At 58.4% G+C, this 12,930-nt stretch carries 15 protein-coding genes; 7 read left to right on the top strand and 8 right to left on the bottom strand.

The genetic code is table 11. The features are described 5' to 3' along the window. Window positions 1-7 precede the first annotated feature (7 nt). Complete coding sequence (locus V6L81_RS21780) at window positions 8-1,105, top strand: amino acid ABC transporter permease (RefSeq protein WP_095018211.1); 1,098 nt, start codon at window positions 8-10, stop codon at window positions 1,103-1,105. Window positions 1,106-1,117: 12 nt separating this feature from the next. Next, complete coding sequence (locus V6L81_RS21775) at window positions 1,118-1,882, top strand: amino acid ABC transporter ATP-binding protein (RefSeq protein ID WP_095018210.1); 765 nt, start codon at window positions 1,118-1,120, stop codon at window positions 1,880-1,882. Between the two features lie 67 nt (window positions 1,883-1,949). Here V6L81_RS21775 and V6L81_RS21770 read toward each other — a convergent pair whose 3' ends face one another. Further along, window positions 1,950-2,420 carry a type II toxin-antitoxin system MqsA family antitoxin gene (locus tag V6L81_RS21770; RefSeq protein WP_095001220.1) on the bottom strand — a complete coding sequence of 157 codons (471 nt, stop codon included), beginning with the start codon at window positions 2,418-2,420 and terminating at the stop codon, window positions 1,950-1,952. Then, entirely contained in the window at window positions 2,417-2,728 is a 312-nt protein-coding gene (locus tag V6L81_RS21765; protein WP_095023048.1) for a type II toxin-antitoxin system MqsR family toxin, read from the bottom strand. The genes V6L81_RS21770 and V6L81_RS21765 overlap by 4 nt, the downstream gene beginning before the upstream one ends. 165 nt (window positions 2,729-2,893) lie before the next feature. Here V6L81_RS21765 and V6L81_RS21760 point away from each other — a divergent pair, with 165 nt between their 5' ends. The 4 genes from V6L81_RS21760 to V6L81_RS21745 all read left to right on the top strand — a co-directional run bounded on the left by V6L81_RS21760 (window position 2,894) and on the right by V6L81_RS21745 (window position 5,665). Then, complete coding sequence (locus V6L81_RS21760) at window positions 2,894-3,553, top strand: FadR/GntR family transcriptional regulator (RefSeq protein WP_095001222.1); 660 nt, start codon at window positions 2,894-2,896, stop codon at window positions 3,551-3,553. Next, window positions 3,543-4,862, top strand: coding sequence for a CynX/NimT family MFS transporter (locus tag V6L81_RS21755; protein WP_095001223.1), 1,320 nt, complete (start codon window positions 3,543-3,545; stop codon window positions 4,860-4,862). Before V6L81_RS21760 ends, V6L81_RS21755 begins: the two co-directional genes overlap by 11 nt. Window positions 4,863-4,928: 66 nt before the next feature. Then, window positions 4,929-5,399 carry a nuclear transport factor 2 family protein gene (locus V6L81_RS21750; RefSeq protein ID WP_095031480.1) on the top strand — a complete coding sequence of 157 codons (471 nt, stop codon included), beginning with the start codon at window positions 4,929-4,931 and terminating at the stop codon, window positions 5,397-5,399. Then, window positions 5,396-5,665: a GIY-YIG nuclease family protein gene (locus tag V6L81_RS21745; RefSeq protein WP_095001393.1), complete on the top strand. Its 270-nt coding sequence runs from the start codon at window positions 5,396-5,398 to the stop codon at window positions 5,663-5,665. Before V6L81_RS21750 ends, V6L81_RS21745 begins: the two co-directional genes overlap by 4 nt. Window positions 5,666-5,781: 116 nt before the next feature. Here V6L81_RS21745 and V6L81_RS21740 read toward each other — a convergent pair whose 3' ends face one another. Further along, window positions 5,782-6,132, bottom strand: coding sequence for a glutaredoxin family protein (locus tag V6L81_RS21740; protein ID WP_016781886.1), 351 nt, complete (start codon window positions 6,130-6,132; stop codon window positions 5,782-5,784). After that, on the bottom strand, window positions 6,132-7,136 hold the full coding sequence (yejK, locus tag V6L81_RS21735; protein ID WP_095001225.1) for a nucleoid-associated protein YejK: 1,005 nt from the start codon (window positions 7,134-7,136) through the stop codon (window positions 6,132-6,134). The genes V6L81_RS21740 and yejK overlap by 1 nt, the downstream gene beginning before the upstream one ends. A 386-nt stretch (window positions 7,137-7,522) precedes the next feature. Here yejK and V6L81_RS21730 point away from each other — a divergent pair, with 386 nt between their 5' ends. After that, complete coding sequence (locus tag V6L81_RS21730) at window positions 7,523-7,804, top strand: HU family DNA-binding protein (protein WP_003440137.1); 282 nt, start codon at window positions 7,523-7,525, stop codon at window positions 7,802-7,804. A 133-nt stretch (window positions 7,805-7,937) separates the two neighbouring features. Here the strand turns inward: V6L81_RS21730 and rlmF are convergent, their stop codons facing one another. The 4 genes from rlmF to V6L81_RS21710 all read right to left on the bottom strand — a co-directional run bounded on the left by rlmF (window position 7,938) and on the right by V6L81_RS21710 (window position 12,918). Then, window positions 7,938-8,954, bottom strand: coding sequence for a 23S rRNA (adenine(1618)-N(6))-methyltransferase RlmF (gene rlmF, locus V6L81_RS21725; protein ID WP_095001226.1), 1,017 nt, complete (start codon window positions 8,952-8,954; stop codon window positions 7,938-7,940). A gap of 89 nt (window positions 8,955-9,043) precedes the next feature. After that, window positions 9,044-11,890 carry a valine--tRNA ligase gene (locus tag V6L81_RS21720; protein WP_338660328.1) on the bottom strand — a complete coding sequence of 949 codons (2,847 nt, stop codon included), beginning with the start codon at window positions 11,888-11,890 and terminating at the stop codon, window positions 9,044-9,046. A 172-nt stretch (window positions 11,891-12,062) separates the two neighbouring features. Beyond that, entirely contained in the window at window positions 12,063-12,458 is a 396-nt protein-coding gene (locus tag V6L81_RS21715; RefSeq protein WP_095001228.1) for a DNA polymerase III subunit chi, read from the bottom strand. Window positions 12,459-12,465: 7 nt separating this feature from the next. After that, the gene (locus V6L81_RS21710; RefSeq protein WP_338660327.1) at window positions 12,466-12,918 is read right to left on the bottom strand and encodes a DNA polymerase III subunit chi; all 453 of its coding nucleotides are present in this window, start codon (window positions 12,916-12,918) and stop codon (window positions 12,466-12,468) included. Window positions 12,919-12,930: the final 12 nt, after the last annotated feature.

The following is a 12,930-nucleotide window of genomic DNA, read 5'->3' as shown; positions in this document are numbered from 1 at the left end:
CTGGACTATGACGACTCATGTTTTCAAACCCGACATGCCGCCGCCGGGCAACCGCATCGGTATTGTCGCCTGGGCGCGGGCCAATCTGTTTTCCAGCTGGCTCAACACCTTGCTGACCCTGTTTGCCTTTTATCTGGTCTGGCTGATCGTGCCGCCGCTGCTGAACTGGACGGTTTTCGATGCCAATTGGGTAGGCAGCACGCAAGCTGATTGCACCAAAGAGGGCGCCTGCTGGGTGTTTATCCAGCAGCGTTTTGGCCAGTTTATGTATGGCTATTACCCGACCGGGCTGCGTTGGCGGGTTGACCTGACGGTATGGCTGGCCGTGGTGGGTGCGGCGCCGTTGTTTATCTCGCGCTTCAAGCACAAGGCTATCTACGGGCTGGGCTTTTTGGTGGTGTACCCCATCCTGGCGTTTACCTTGCTCCACGGCGGCTATCTGGGCCTGACTAACGTGGCTACCAGCCAGTGGGGCGGCCTGATGCTCACGCTGGTGATTGCCACGGTAGGTATTGCGGGCGCCTTGCCACTGGGGATTTTGCTGGCCCTGGGCCGCCGCTCGGACATGCCGGCCATTCGCGTGGTGTGCGTGACTTTTATCGAGTTTTGGCGCGGCGTTCCGCTGATTACCGTGCTGTTTATGTCTTCGGTGATGCTGCCGCTGTTTCTGCCCGAGGGCATGAACTTCGACAAATTACTGCGGGCCTTGATCGGCGTAATCCTGTTTCAGTCGGCTTATGTGGCGGAAGTGGTGCGTGGCGGTCTGCAAGCCATCCCCAAGGGTCAGTACGAGGCGGCTGCGGCCATGGGCCTGGGCTACTGGCGCAGCATGGGCCTGGTGATTTTGCCGCAAGCCTTGAAGCTGGTGATCCCCGGCATCGTCAACACCTTTATTGCCCTGTTCAAGGACACCAGCCTGGTGATCATCATCGGTCTGTTCGACCTGCTCAATAGCGTCAAACAAGCCGCCGCCGACCCGAAATGGCTGGGTATGGCCACTGAAGGCTATGTGTTTGCTGCCCTGGTGTTCTGGATTTTCTGTTTTGGTATGTCCCGCTACTCCATGCATCTGGAGCACAAGCTGGACACTGGCCACAAGCGTTAGGAGTAGTGCGACATGAGTGAAGCAATCAAAAAGCCAGCAAGCTCTGAAGGCATTATTCAGATGCTGGGCGTCAACAAGTGGTACGGCCAGTTCCATGTGCTAAAGGACATCAACCTCAACGTCCAGCCGGGCGAGCGTATCGTCTTGTGCGGGCCTTCGGGCTCCGGCAAGTCAACCACCATCCGTTGCCTCAATCGCCTCGAAGAGCACCAGCAGGGACGCATCGTGGTCGACGGTGTAGAGCTGACCAACGACATCAAGCAAATCGAGACGGTGCGGCGTGAAGTGGGCATGGTGTTCCAGCACTTCAACCTGTTCCCGCACCTGACCATTCTGCAGAACTGCACGCTGGCGCCGATGTGGGTGCGCAAGATGCCCCGGCGTCAGGCCGAAGAAATTGCCATGCATTATCTGGAAAGGGTGCGTATTCCGGAGCAGGCGCACAAGTTCCCGGGGCAGTTGTCGGGTGGTCAGCAGCAACGTGTGGCAATTGCCCGGGCGCTGTGCATGAAGCCCAAGATCATGCTGTTTGACGAACCGACTTCAGCACTTGACCCGGAGATGGTTAAAGAGGTGCTGGACACCATGATCGGCCTGGCGGAAGACGGCATGACGATGCTCTGCGTAACCCATGAAATGGGCTTTGCGCGCACCGTGGCCAACCGGGTGATCTTTATGGACAAGGGCGAAATCGTGGAGGAGGCCGCCCCGAATGACTTCTTCGACAACCCGCAAAATGACCGGACCAAACTGTTCCTGAATCAGATTTTGCATTGATCGGGACTTGTAGCCGCTGATGATCGCAGCCTCGCTGCGCTCGTCAGCGGCTACAAAACCAAAGGTGTCAGTTTTCGCGCTGCTGCTGTTTTTGCACCAGCAGCGCATTGATGTCTGCACACTCGTTGATGGCTTGTAATTCGCGGACCAGTTCGGGGTGGCGATCGAGCAATCGCATCAACACAAACAAGGGTTTTGGTGGCTCCACCTCGGCCCGTTCATAACGACTGAACGCATTGTGGCCACCCCCCGACAGCAACTGCACGGCATTTTTTTGGGTGAAGTGAAGCTTGCGGCGGATACGCTTCATTTCTTCCGCCATAACCCGTTTGGCATCTTCTACCAGTTCGTCGCCAGCCTGGGCATATAGCTCTGCGCTGGGTGCATCAAATTCGATCTCGGCGCACTCGGTGCATTCGTGCCCGTCCAGGCCGTGCACCACCCGGTTCAATTGCTTGAAGTTCACATTGAAGCTGCGGCCCTTGAACGCTTGCATGGCATTGGCGGCGCCGCAGGTGCAGCAGTCATTTTTGCTCATGATGTTTTCTCCTTGAAAGCGATGACCGGCGGCCCTCCGCAGGGGCGATACGTCACCTTGATAGAGATGGCCAAACCGTAGGCCTGTGCGTGATATACGTCCTGCCAGACCTTGTGGTCGGCGTGGGTCGACATCGATTTGTACAGCGCACTGCGCTCCAACGAGGTAATGACCCTCTGCATTTGTGCGAGGACCAGGCCCAGGCTTCGTCCACCATCCAATGCGCTTTTGGTAAAGGCGACAGCGCCAAGCCGTTGTACATCGGCTTGAATGCACTGGAGGTTGTAGTGAGGTGTTTTCTTTTCCATAAGAGGCAGCCTCGATGCAATCAAAATTACCCTTAAAGGGTTTTTTGTTCAAGGGTGAACAAGGTTTTTTAGGGGGCTTTTAATCTGTAGTTGATTGCTCGTATGGAGGTGTCTGAGTAACATGTCGGAAAATTCATCCTATGATTGGATGAAAAGGCGAATTAAATGACAGACGCTTCTCCCATCATCAAACGCTCGCTGGTCGACCAGGCTCTGGAGCAACTGCGTGCGCGAATAAACAACGGTACCTGGGAGGTGGGTCAGCGTTTGCCAACCGAGCCCGAGCTGGCTACGCAATTGAACATCAGTCGTAACACTGTGCGTGAAGCCATGCGCGTGCTGGCATTTGCCGGGCTGATAGAGATTCGCCAGGGCGATGGCAGCTACTTGCGCAGCCGTGTCGACCCGATGGACACGCTGCGCGCGCTGTCATCCTGCTCTCTGGAGCAGGGCCGGGAGATGCGTCACATCATTGAGGTTGAAGCCGCTGGCCTGGCCGCCCTGCGCCGCACGGACGAGGACTTGCGCCTGCTGCATCAGGCGCTGGACGCCAGTGGCCAGCACTATCACGGTGAACTCGATACCTATATTTGCTGTGACCTGGTGTTTCACCAACGACTGATTGATGCCGCCCACAACCCGGCCCTGAGCGAGCTCTACCGCTTTACCTCAAGCGTCTTGACCAATCATTTGCGCAAGACCATGGACGTCCATCCGCGTCGTCAAGTGGTGTTCGACCTGCACGTTGATTTACTGGAAGCCGTAGAACAACAAAACCCGCAACGGGCCATGGCGCTGTGCCGGACGTTGATCAATGAACCTTGAGCCGGAGCACGCCATGAGCCACCCTTCGTCAATTTCCAATGCCAGCGTCGAGCCCGTTCGTCATCTCGATGAGCTGGAAGAGTTGCTGATCGACGCTGAAATTGACGACGAGCAGGTTCAGCACACTGCGCCTGTTGTCTTGCGTCCGTGGTTATTGCTCCTGGGGCTGGTGCTGGTGGCCTTGAACCTGCGCCCCGCGCTGTCGAGCATGGCGCCGTTACTGGGTGAGGTGTCTGACAGACTGGGCTTGTCTGCGGCGCAGGCTGGCCTGTTGACCACGTTGCCCGTGCTGTGCCTGGGGCTGTTCGCGCCCCTGGCGCCAATCCTGGCGCGGCGTTTTGGTACCGAGCGGGTAGTGCTGGGGATTTTGCTGACGCTGGGCGGCGGGATCGTTCTGCGCAGTTGCCTGGGCGAAGTGGGGCTGTTTGCCGGGAGCATTCTGGCGGGGGCCAGTATCGGCGTCATCGGTGTGTTGTTGCCGGGCATCATCAAGCGTGATTTCGCCGGGCATGCCGGAACCATGACCGGCGTTTACACCATGGCCCTGTGCCTGGGTGCGGCACTGGCGGCAGGGGCCACGGTGCCCCTTAGCGAGTCACTGGGGCAGAGCTGGGCAATGGGGCTTGGCTTCTGGGCCTTGCCCGCATTGCTTGCGGTTGTTTTCTGGCTGCCACAGGTGGGCAAGCGTCAGGGCACGCACAACGTTGCTTACCGCGTGCGTGGCTTGTTGCGTGACCCGTTGGCCTGGCAAGTGACGCTCTATATGGGGCTGCAATCCTCGTTGTCCTACATTGTTTTTGGCTGGTTGCCGTCAATCCTGATTGGTCGCGGCCTGACGCCTACCCAGGCGGGGTTGGTGATGTCCGGCTCGGTTATTGTGCAATTGATCACGGCGCTGACGGCACCGTGGCTGGCCACGCGGGGTAAAGACCAGCGGCTGGCAATCGTGCTGGTTATGGGCATGACCCTGGCCGGGCTGTTTGGTTGCCTTTATGCGCCTATCGATGGCTTGTGGGGCTGGGCGATTGTGCTGGGCCTGGGGCAGGGCGGTACATTCAGCCTGGCCTTGACCATGATCGTGCTGCGCTCGCGCGATGCCCATGTCGCCGCCAATCTGTCGGGCATGGCCCAGGGCATTGGTTACACCGTGGCATCGATGGGGCCGCTGGCGGTGGGCGTGGTGCATGAAGTGACGGGTGGCTGGAGTGCCGTGGGCTGGATATTTGCAGTCATCGGTCTGGGGGCCATCGTCGCCGGGCTTGGCGCCGGCCGTTCACTGTATGTGAATGTACAAAGCGAGAAAGTCTGAGGCCCATAGTGTTTCTGTTCATTGCAGATTATCGTGCTCTGATTCCAGACCTGTACGGACCCTGCCATGAGCCAAGACCACCAAGCATTGATCACTCGTTTCTACCAGGCCTTCCAGCGGCTTGATGCCGAGGCAATGGCTGACTGTTACACCACTGACGTGGTGTTCAGCGACCCTGTGTTTGGCGAGCTGCGTGGCCACAATGCCGCTGACATGTGGCGCATGCTGACCTCGCGGGCCAAGGATTTCAGCCTCACCTTCGATCAGGTTCAGGCTGACGGCCAGCATGGCAGCGCGCACTGGGTGGCGACCTATGTGTTTGGCCAGACCGGCGCCACGGTGGTCAATGATATCCAGGCACGGTTTGTGTTTCGTGATGGCAAGATTTGCGAGCATCACGACCATTTCGATCTGTGGCGCTGGTCGCGTCAGGCACTGGGCACCAAGGGCCTGTTGCTGGGGTGGACACCGCTGGTACAAAACGCCATTCGGGCGCAGGCGCAAAAAGGGCTCAAGGCCTTTCAGGGCAGCCGCTGAAAGTGGTCGAGAAACCCTGGTTTGTGTACCTTGTGCGGGCCGCTAATGGCTCTTTGTATTGCGGTATCAGCGATGACCCGGTGCGCCGTTTTGCCAAGCATCAAACGGGCAAGGGCGCGCGTTTTTTTGCTTCAAGCCCGGCAGTGGCGCTGGTGTATGTCGAATCCTGGCCGGACAAGGGTGAAGCGTTGCGCCAGGAGCGATTGATCAAGAAACTCAGGAAGAGTGCCAAGGAGTGTCTTGTGCAAAGTCAGAAGCTGGAGTGATTTTCCTGTGGGAGCGGGCTTGCCCGCGATGGTATCTCTGCGGTTTGTCTGGCTGACCGCAGCGCCTGCATCGCGAGCAAGCCCGCTCCCACAGAAATTGAACAGTTGTTCCCGGCTTATTTCAGTGCCGCCAATATCGCATCGGGCTTGAAGTCGCGAATCAGCGTGCCGTTTACATCCAGTATCGGAATGCCGCGCCCGCCCAGCGCCTCGTAAGCCTGGCGGGCACTGGCATCCTTGTCGATATCGAATTCCTTGAACGGTATGCCTTTCTCATCCAGGAACCGCCGAGTGGCCTTGCAGTAGCCGCACCACTCGGTGGAGTACAACACCACCCGGGCGCTGGCCCGGGTTTGCTCACTGACGACACCCGAAGGGTTGAGCACGCGCTCGATCTTGCCCCAGTTCTGAAAGATGACCACTACCACCAGAACAAACAGGACTTTCTTCAAGATACCGTTGAGCATTACTTGCTGCGCTTGAGCTGATCGAGCAGTTGGGTCGGCAAGCCCTTGATCACCAGCGTACCGGCTTCTTCGTCGAACTCGACCTTGGAACCCAACAGGTGTGCCTCAAAGCTGATAGAGAGCCCCTCAGCGCGCCCGGTGAAGCGACGGAACTGGTTCAGGGTGCGCTTGTCAGCAGGAATTTCGGGGGACAGGCCGTAATCCTTGTTACGGATATGATCGTAGAAAGCCTTGGGGCGTTCTTCGTCGATCAACTCGGACAACTCTTCCAGGCCCATTGGTTCGCCGATTTTTGCCTGACTGCTGGCGTAATCGACCAGGGTCTTGGTTTTTTCCCGGGCGGACTCTTCCGGCAAGTCTTCGCTTTCTACGAAGTCACTGAAGGCCTTGAGCAGGGTACGGGTTTCGCCCGGGCCATCGACACCTTCCTGGCAGCCGATAAAGTCGCGGAAGTACTCCGAAACCTTCTTGCCGTTTTTACCTTTGATAAACGAAATGTATTGCTTGGACTGCTTGTTGTTCTGCCACTCGGAAATGTTGATCCGTGCGGCCAGGTGCAGCTGGCCAAGGTCCAGATGGCGCGAAGGCGTCACGTCCAGCTCCGAGGTCACGGCAACGCCGTCGCTGTGGTGCAGCAGGGCGATGGCCAGGTAGTCGGTCATGCCTTGCTGGTAATGGGCGAACAGCACGTGGCCGCCAACGGAAAGGTTGGACTCTTCCATCAGTTTTTGCAGATGCTCGACGGCGACGCGGCTGAACGCCGTGAAGTCTTTACCGCCATCGAGGTATTCCTTGAGCCAGCCGCTGAACGGATGCGCGCCGGACTCGGCATGGAAAAACCCCCAGGCTTTACCTTGCTTGGCGTTATAGCTTTCGTTGAGGTCAGCGAGCATGTTCTCGATGGCTTGAGACCCGGCCAGTTCAGAGTCACGGGCGTGGAGAACTGCGGGCGTACCGTCGGGTTTTTTGTCAATCAAGTGGACGATGCAATGACGGATCGGCATGGGCTTCTCGGTGTGTAATGAGAGGGCAGGGTGCACACCCCGCAAAGGCGCCAAGTGTACCGCACCTGAGCCTCGGGTCGGGGTTTGGGGGGCTTGAGGGCGCCCTGGACGGTTTTTTTACCGTTTTAAGGCCATAAAGCTGACCAAAAGCCCAGGTAGAGGCGGATATTTAACTGTCTCTGTGCTAGTTTTGCCCGGTCTTGCGCTCGGAAACGGCGTAAAGCGTGCATTCAGCATGTGTCAGGTCGAACCAAACCCCGTTTTAGCTATCTACATCCGCGATTCGTCGTGAAAGCTGGCGGGTGTGCCAGACCCTTGAGATCTGGCTCGATGGCTGACATTGCACTCTGCAAACCAAATGAATTTGATAGGGAAGGAACATCTCAATGGCTATTACTAAAGACCAACTGATCGCTGATATCGCTGAAGCTATCGACGCGCCGAAAACTACCGCGCGTAACGCTCTGGACCAACTGGCCCAGATCGTTGCTGATCAATTGGAAAATGGCGGCGAAATCACTCTGCCAGGTATTGGCAAACTGAAAGTGACCGAGCGTCCTGCCCGTACTGGCCGTAACCCTTCGACTGGCGCAGCCATCGAAATCGCAGCCAAAAAAGTTATCAAGCTCGTTGTGGCCAAAGGCCTGACTGACGCTGTTAACAAGTAAGACTGCTGTAAAAAAGCCGCGCTTCGGATTACTCCGAAGCGCGGCTTTTTTATGCCTGCAAATCTTGTAGCAACTGCCTCGCGCAGCCTCGCGCAGCTCGGCAGCTGCTACGAGGTTTTGCATATTTACAAGATTACTTCCAGTTCTTCTCGCGCCACAGCTGTTGCTGTTCTTTGTCATGGAATGTCCAGGCGACAAAGCGGCTTTGCTTGTTGCCCTGTGACATGTCGACCACCTGGCTTTCCCGCACACCGGCTTTTTTCAGTGCCGTCTGAATCGCCGGCAAGTTGGACGCCTTGGACACCAGTACGCTGAACCACAGCACCTGACGGCCCACTTGCACGCTTTCGCGAATCAGCTGGGTCACAAAGCGCTGCTCGCCCCCTTCACACCACAATTCGGCCGCTTGACCGCCAAAGTTCAGAACAGGCAGTTTGCGCTTGGGATCAGCCTTGCCCAGTGCCCGCCATTTACGCTCGCTGCCGCGCGTTGCTTCATCGATCGACGCATGAAAGGGCGGGTTGCACATGCTCAGGTCAAAACGCTCGGCGCTGTCCAGGACGTCCAGCAAGATCTTCTTCTGATCGGGTTGCAGGCGCAGGCTGATGGCTTTGTTCAGGCCGTTGGACTGCACGATCGCCTTGGCCGCTTTAACGGCTGTAGGGTCAACTTCGGTGCCCAGGAACTGCCAGCGGTATTCGCTGTGACCAATCAGCGGGTAAACGCAGTTTGCGCCCATACCGATGTCCAGCACGCGCACGCTCGGGCCACGCGGGATGACGCCATCGTTCATGGTGGCCAGCAGGTCGGCCAGAAAGTGCACGTAGTCAGCGCGACCGGGCACAGGCGGGCACAGGTAGTCAGCCGGAATGTCCCAGTGGGCGATACCGTAGAACGCCTTGAGCAGCGCACGGTTGAATACGCGCACGGCATCCGGGTTGGCGAAGTCGATGCTTTCTTTGCCGTACGGGTTGATGATCACGAACTCTGCCAGCTCAGGGCAGACCGAAATCAGCTGCGGGAAGTCGTAGCGGCCCTGATGGCGGTTACGTGGGTGCAGGCTTGGCTTGACCCGTGGCTCAGCCGGCTTGGCGTCGCTGACAGCCTTGGGCTTGTGGCGTGTGGCTTTGGAAGTGCGTGGGGTTGTCATGTTCAATTCATTCCACAAAAGCAATCGCGGGCAAGCCCTTAGTTCCTTTCAGAGCTAAGGGCTTGCCCGCGATCAGGTGCGCAGCTTTATTACAGGCTGGAAATCCGCGCGTGCTGTTCGGCCAATTTGCTCAAGGCTTGTTCGGCTTCGGCTAACTTGGTTCGTTCTTTTTCGATGACTTCGGCCGGAGCTTTGTCAACGAACGCGGCGTTAGAGAGTTTTCCACCTACGCGGGCCACTTCGCCGTTCAGACGCTGGATTTCCTTGTCCAGACGCGCCAACTCTGCATCTTTGTCGATCAGGCCGGCCATGGGCACCAGCACTTCCATCTCGCCTACCAGTGCGGTAGCCGACAGCGGTGCTTCGGCGCCCTCTTGCAGCACGGTGATCGCTTCGAGTTTAGCCAGCTTTTTGAGCAAGGCATCGTTCTCGGCCAGACGGCGTTGATCTTCGCTGCTGACGTTTTTCAGGTAGATCTGCAAAGGCTTGCCCGGGCCGATGTTCATTTCGCCACGGATGTTGCGAATACCCAGCATCAGGCCCTTGAGCCATTCGATATCGTCTTCGGCGGCCTGGTCGATGCGCGCTTCGTTCGGTACCGGCCACGGTTGCAGCATGATGGTCTTGCCTTCAGCACCGGCCAGCGGCGCGATGCGCTGCCAGATTTCTTCGGTGATGAATGGCATGAACGGATGCGCCAGGCGCAACGCCACTTCCAGCACCCGAACCAGCGTACGGCGAGTGCCGCGCTGACGTTCTACCGGGGCGTTTTCGTCCCACAGCACAGGCTTGGACAGTTCCAGGTACCAGTCGCAGTACTGGTTCCAGATGAACTCGTACAGCGCTTGCGCCGCGAGGTCGAAACGGAACTGGTCGAGGTGACGGGTCACTTCTGCTTCGGTGCGCTGCAGCTGCGAGATGATCCAGCGGTCAGCCAGCGACAGTTCGTAGGCTTCGCCGTTCTGGCCGCAGTCTTCGCCCTTGTCCAGCACGTAGCGTGCGGCGTTCCAGATCTTGTTGCAGAAGTTGCGATAGCCTTCGACGCGGCCCATGTCGAACTTGATGTCACGGCCGGTGGACGCCAGCGAGCAGAACGTGAAGCGCAGGGCGTCGGTACCGTAGCTGGCGATGCCGTCGGCGAATTCGTCGCGGGTCTGCTTCTCGATTTTCTTCAGCAGTTTTGGCTGCATCAGGCCGGTGGTGCGTTTGGCCACCAGGTCTTCGAGCTCGATGCCGTCGATGATGTCCAGCGGGTCCAGGACGTTGCCCTTGGACTTGGACATCTTCTGGCCTTGACCGTCACGGACCAGGCCGTGGACATACACGGTCTTGAACGGAACTTGCGGGGTGCCGTCTTCGTTTTTCACCAAATGCATGGTGAGCATGATCATCCGGGCAACCCAGAAGAAAATGATGTCGAAACCGGTAACCAGCACGTCAGTGGAGTGGAAGGTTTTCAGTGCTTCGGTTTTTTCCGGCCAGCCGAGGGTGGAGAACGTCCACAGACCCGAACTGAACCAGGTGTCGAGCACGTCGTTGTCCTGTTGCAAGGCAACGTCCGGGCCCAGGTTGTTCTTGGCGCGTACTTCGGCCTCGTCGCGGCCTACATAGACTTTGCCCGACTCGTCGTACCAGGCCGGAATGCGGTGGCCCCACCACAGCTGACGGCTGATGCACCAGTCCTGGATGTCGCGCATCCACGAGAAGTACATGTTTTCGTACTGTTTAGGCACGAACGCGATGCGCCCGTCTTCCACGGCAGCAATGGCAGGCTCTGCCAGAGGCTTGGTCGACACGTACCACTGGTCAGTCAGCCACGGTTCGATCACGGTGCCCGAACGGTCGCCTTTCGGCACTTTCAGGGCGTGATCATCGACGCTGACCAACAGGCCGGCTTCGTCGAAATCAGCGACAATTTGCTTGCGCGCTTTGAAGCGGTCCAGGCCTGCATACTTGGCCGGCAGGGTACCGTCGATGGACTCGTTCAGCGTGCCATCGAGGTTGAACACCTGGGCAGCAGGCAGCACGGCGGCGTTTTTATCGAAGATGTTGAGCAGCGGCAGGTTGTGACGCTTGCCGACTTCGTAGTCGTTGAAATCGTGGGCCGGGGTGATTTTCACACAACCGGTACCGAATTCAGGATCGCAATAATCGTCCGCGATGATCGGAATGCGGCGGCCAACCAGCGGCAGCTCGACAAACTTGCCGATCAGGGCCTTGTAGCGCTCGTCTTCCGGGTTTACCGCAACAGCTGCGTCGCCCAGCATGGTTTCCGGACGGGTGGTAGCAACCACCAGGTAGTCCAGGCCTTCGGCGGTCTTGGCGCCGTCAGCCAGCGGGTAGCGCAGGTTCCACAGGAAACCTTTCTCGTCGTGGTTTTCCACTTCAAGGTCGGAGATGGCCGTGTGCAGCTTGGTGTCCCAGTTGACCAGGCGCTTGCCACGATAGATCAGGCCGTCTTCGTGGAGGCGCACGAAGGCTTCCTTCACGGCTTCAGACAGGCCGTCATCCATGGTGAAGCGCTCGCGGCTCCAGTCTACGGACGAACCCAGGCGACGGATCTGACGGCTGATGTTGCCGCCGGACTGATCTTTCCATTCCCAGATCTTGTCGAGGAATTTTTCACGACCCAAATCGTGGCGGTTCAGGCCTTGTGCTTCGATCTGACGCTCGACCAGCATCTGGGTGGCGATGCCCGCGTGGTCGGTACCCGGCTGCCACAGGGTGTTGCGGCCCTGCATGCGACGGAAACGGATCAGGGCATCCATGATCGCGTTGTTGAAGCCGTGCCCCATGTGCAGGCTGCCGGTGACGTTCGGCGGCGGAATCATGATGGTGTACGGGTCGCCCGCGCCTTGCGGGGCAAAATAATTCTCTTCTTCCCAGGTTTTGTACCAGGAAGTTTCAATGGCGTGCGGCTGGTAGGTCTTATCCATGCGCGGCGGGACCCTATTGGCATTAATTCAGGAAAGCCGGCAAGTATAGCGGGGTGGGACTGCGCGGGGAACCTATTGCTGTTGTGGGAGCGGGCTTGCTCGCGATACGGGCAACCCGGTGCATCGGCTTCATTAAGGTGCTGCAATCGCGAGCAAGCCCGCTCCCACAGGGTCAGCTTTGATGTTGGGCGAGCAGACGCTCCATGTGGGCATCAAGGCGGCGCTTGATCTCGGTTTCGATGTGCGGGGCGAAGTCGTTGATCACGTCCTGCATGATGGCCTGGGCAGCAGTGCGCAGCTCTCGGTCCAGGTGCGCAAGCAGTGCGTCAGGGGCTTTCTCCGTCGCGGGCGCCGGGGTGATGCCGACCAGCGGTATTTGCGTGGGCACCGGCTCCGGCTCTGGTTCATCGCTGATAACTTCGTCGAGCAACGGGATCTGTTCGTCGGGCCGACCTACCATCTCTGTCAGCAGCGGCGGTTGCAGCCCCTCATCGCCGAGCAGCTTGCGAATGGACTCAAGATCATCAAGCAGGTGTGCAGCTTTTTGCGGCGAATTGGAGGTGTCCATCGTGTGCTCAGAGTCGTTGTAACTTGTGGTCCTGCAGAGGATAGCCCTGTTCTCGGTAGAAACGGAAACTCTCCCGTGCAGCCTGTCGCACGGCGGGGTCTTCGACCACCACTTCGGCCACGCGGGCGAAGCGCTTGAAAAAGTCGGGGACTTTGAGGTCCAGGTTGATCAGTAAGTCTTGGTGGCTTGCGGGTGCATCCGTACAGCCCATGACCACGACGCTATCGGGTTGGTCTTCAGTGTTGCTGTGGGGCACGAAGCTTTCGCCCTTGAAGCGCCACAGGCGTTCATCCAGGTCCTGGCGCTGGGCACTGTCAGAGCAATGCAGATACACGCGATGGCCCAGGCGCCAGGCCTTCTCGGTGAGTTTGCAGGCAAAGTCCAGCCGCGCAGAGGGTTCGGCGCTGGGCAGGATATAAAAGTCGATCTTGGTGAGTTCTTGGTTTGCTTCGGGGGTCATTGCGGTTCCTGA

Source organism: Pseudomonas bubulae (genome assembly GCF_037023725.1).
In the GTDB taxonomy this organism is placed as follows: domain Bacteria; phylum Pseudomonadota; class Gammaproteobacteria; order Pseudomonadales; family Pseudomonadaceae; genus Aquipseudomonas; species Aquipseudomonas bubulae.
This window is presented reverse-complemented; position numbering and strand designations above follow the sequence as displayed.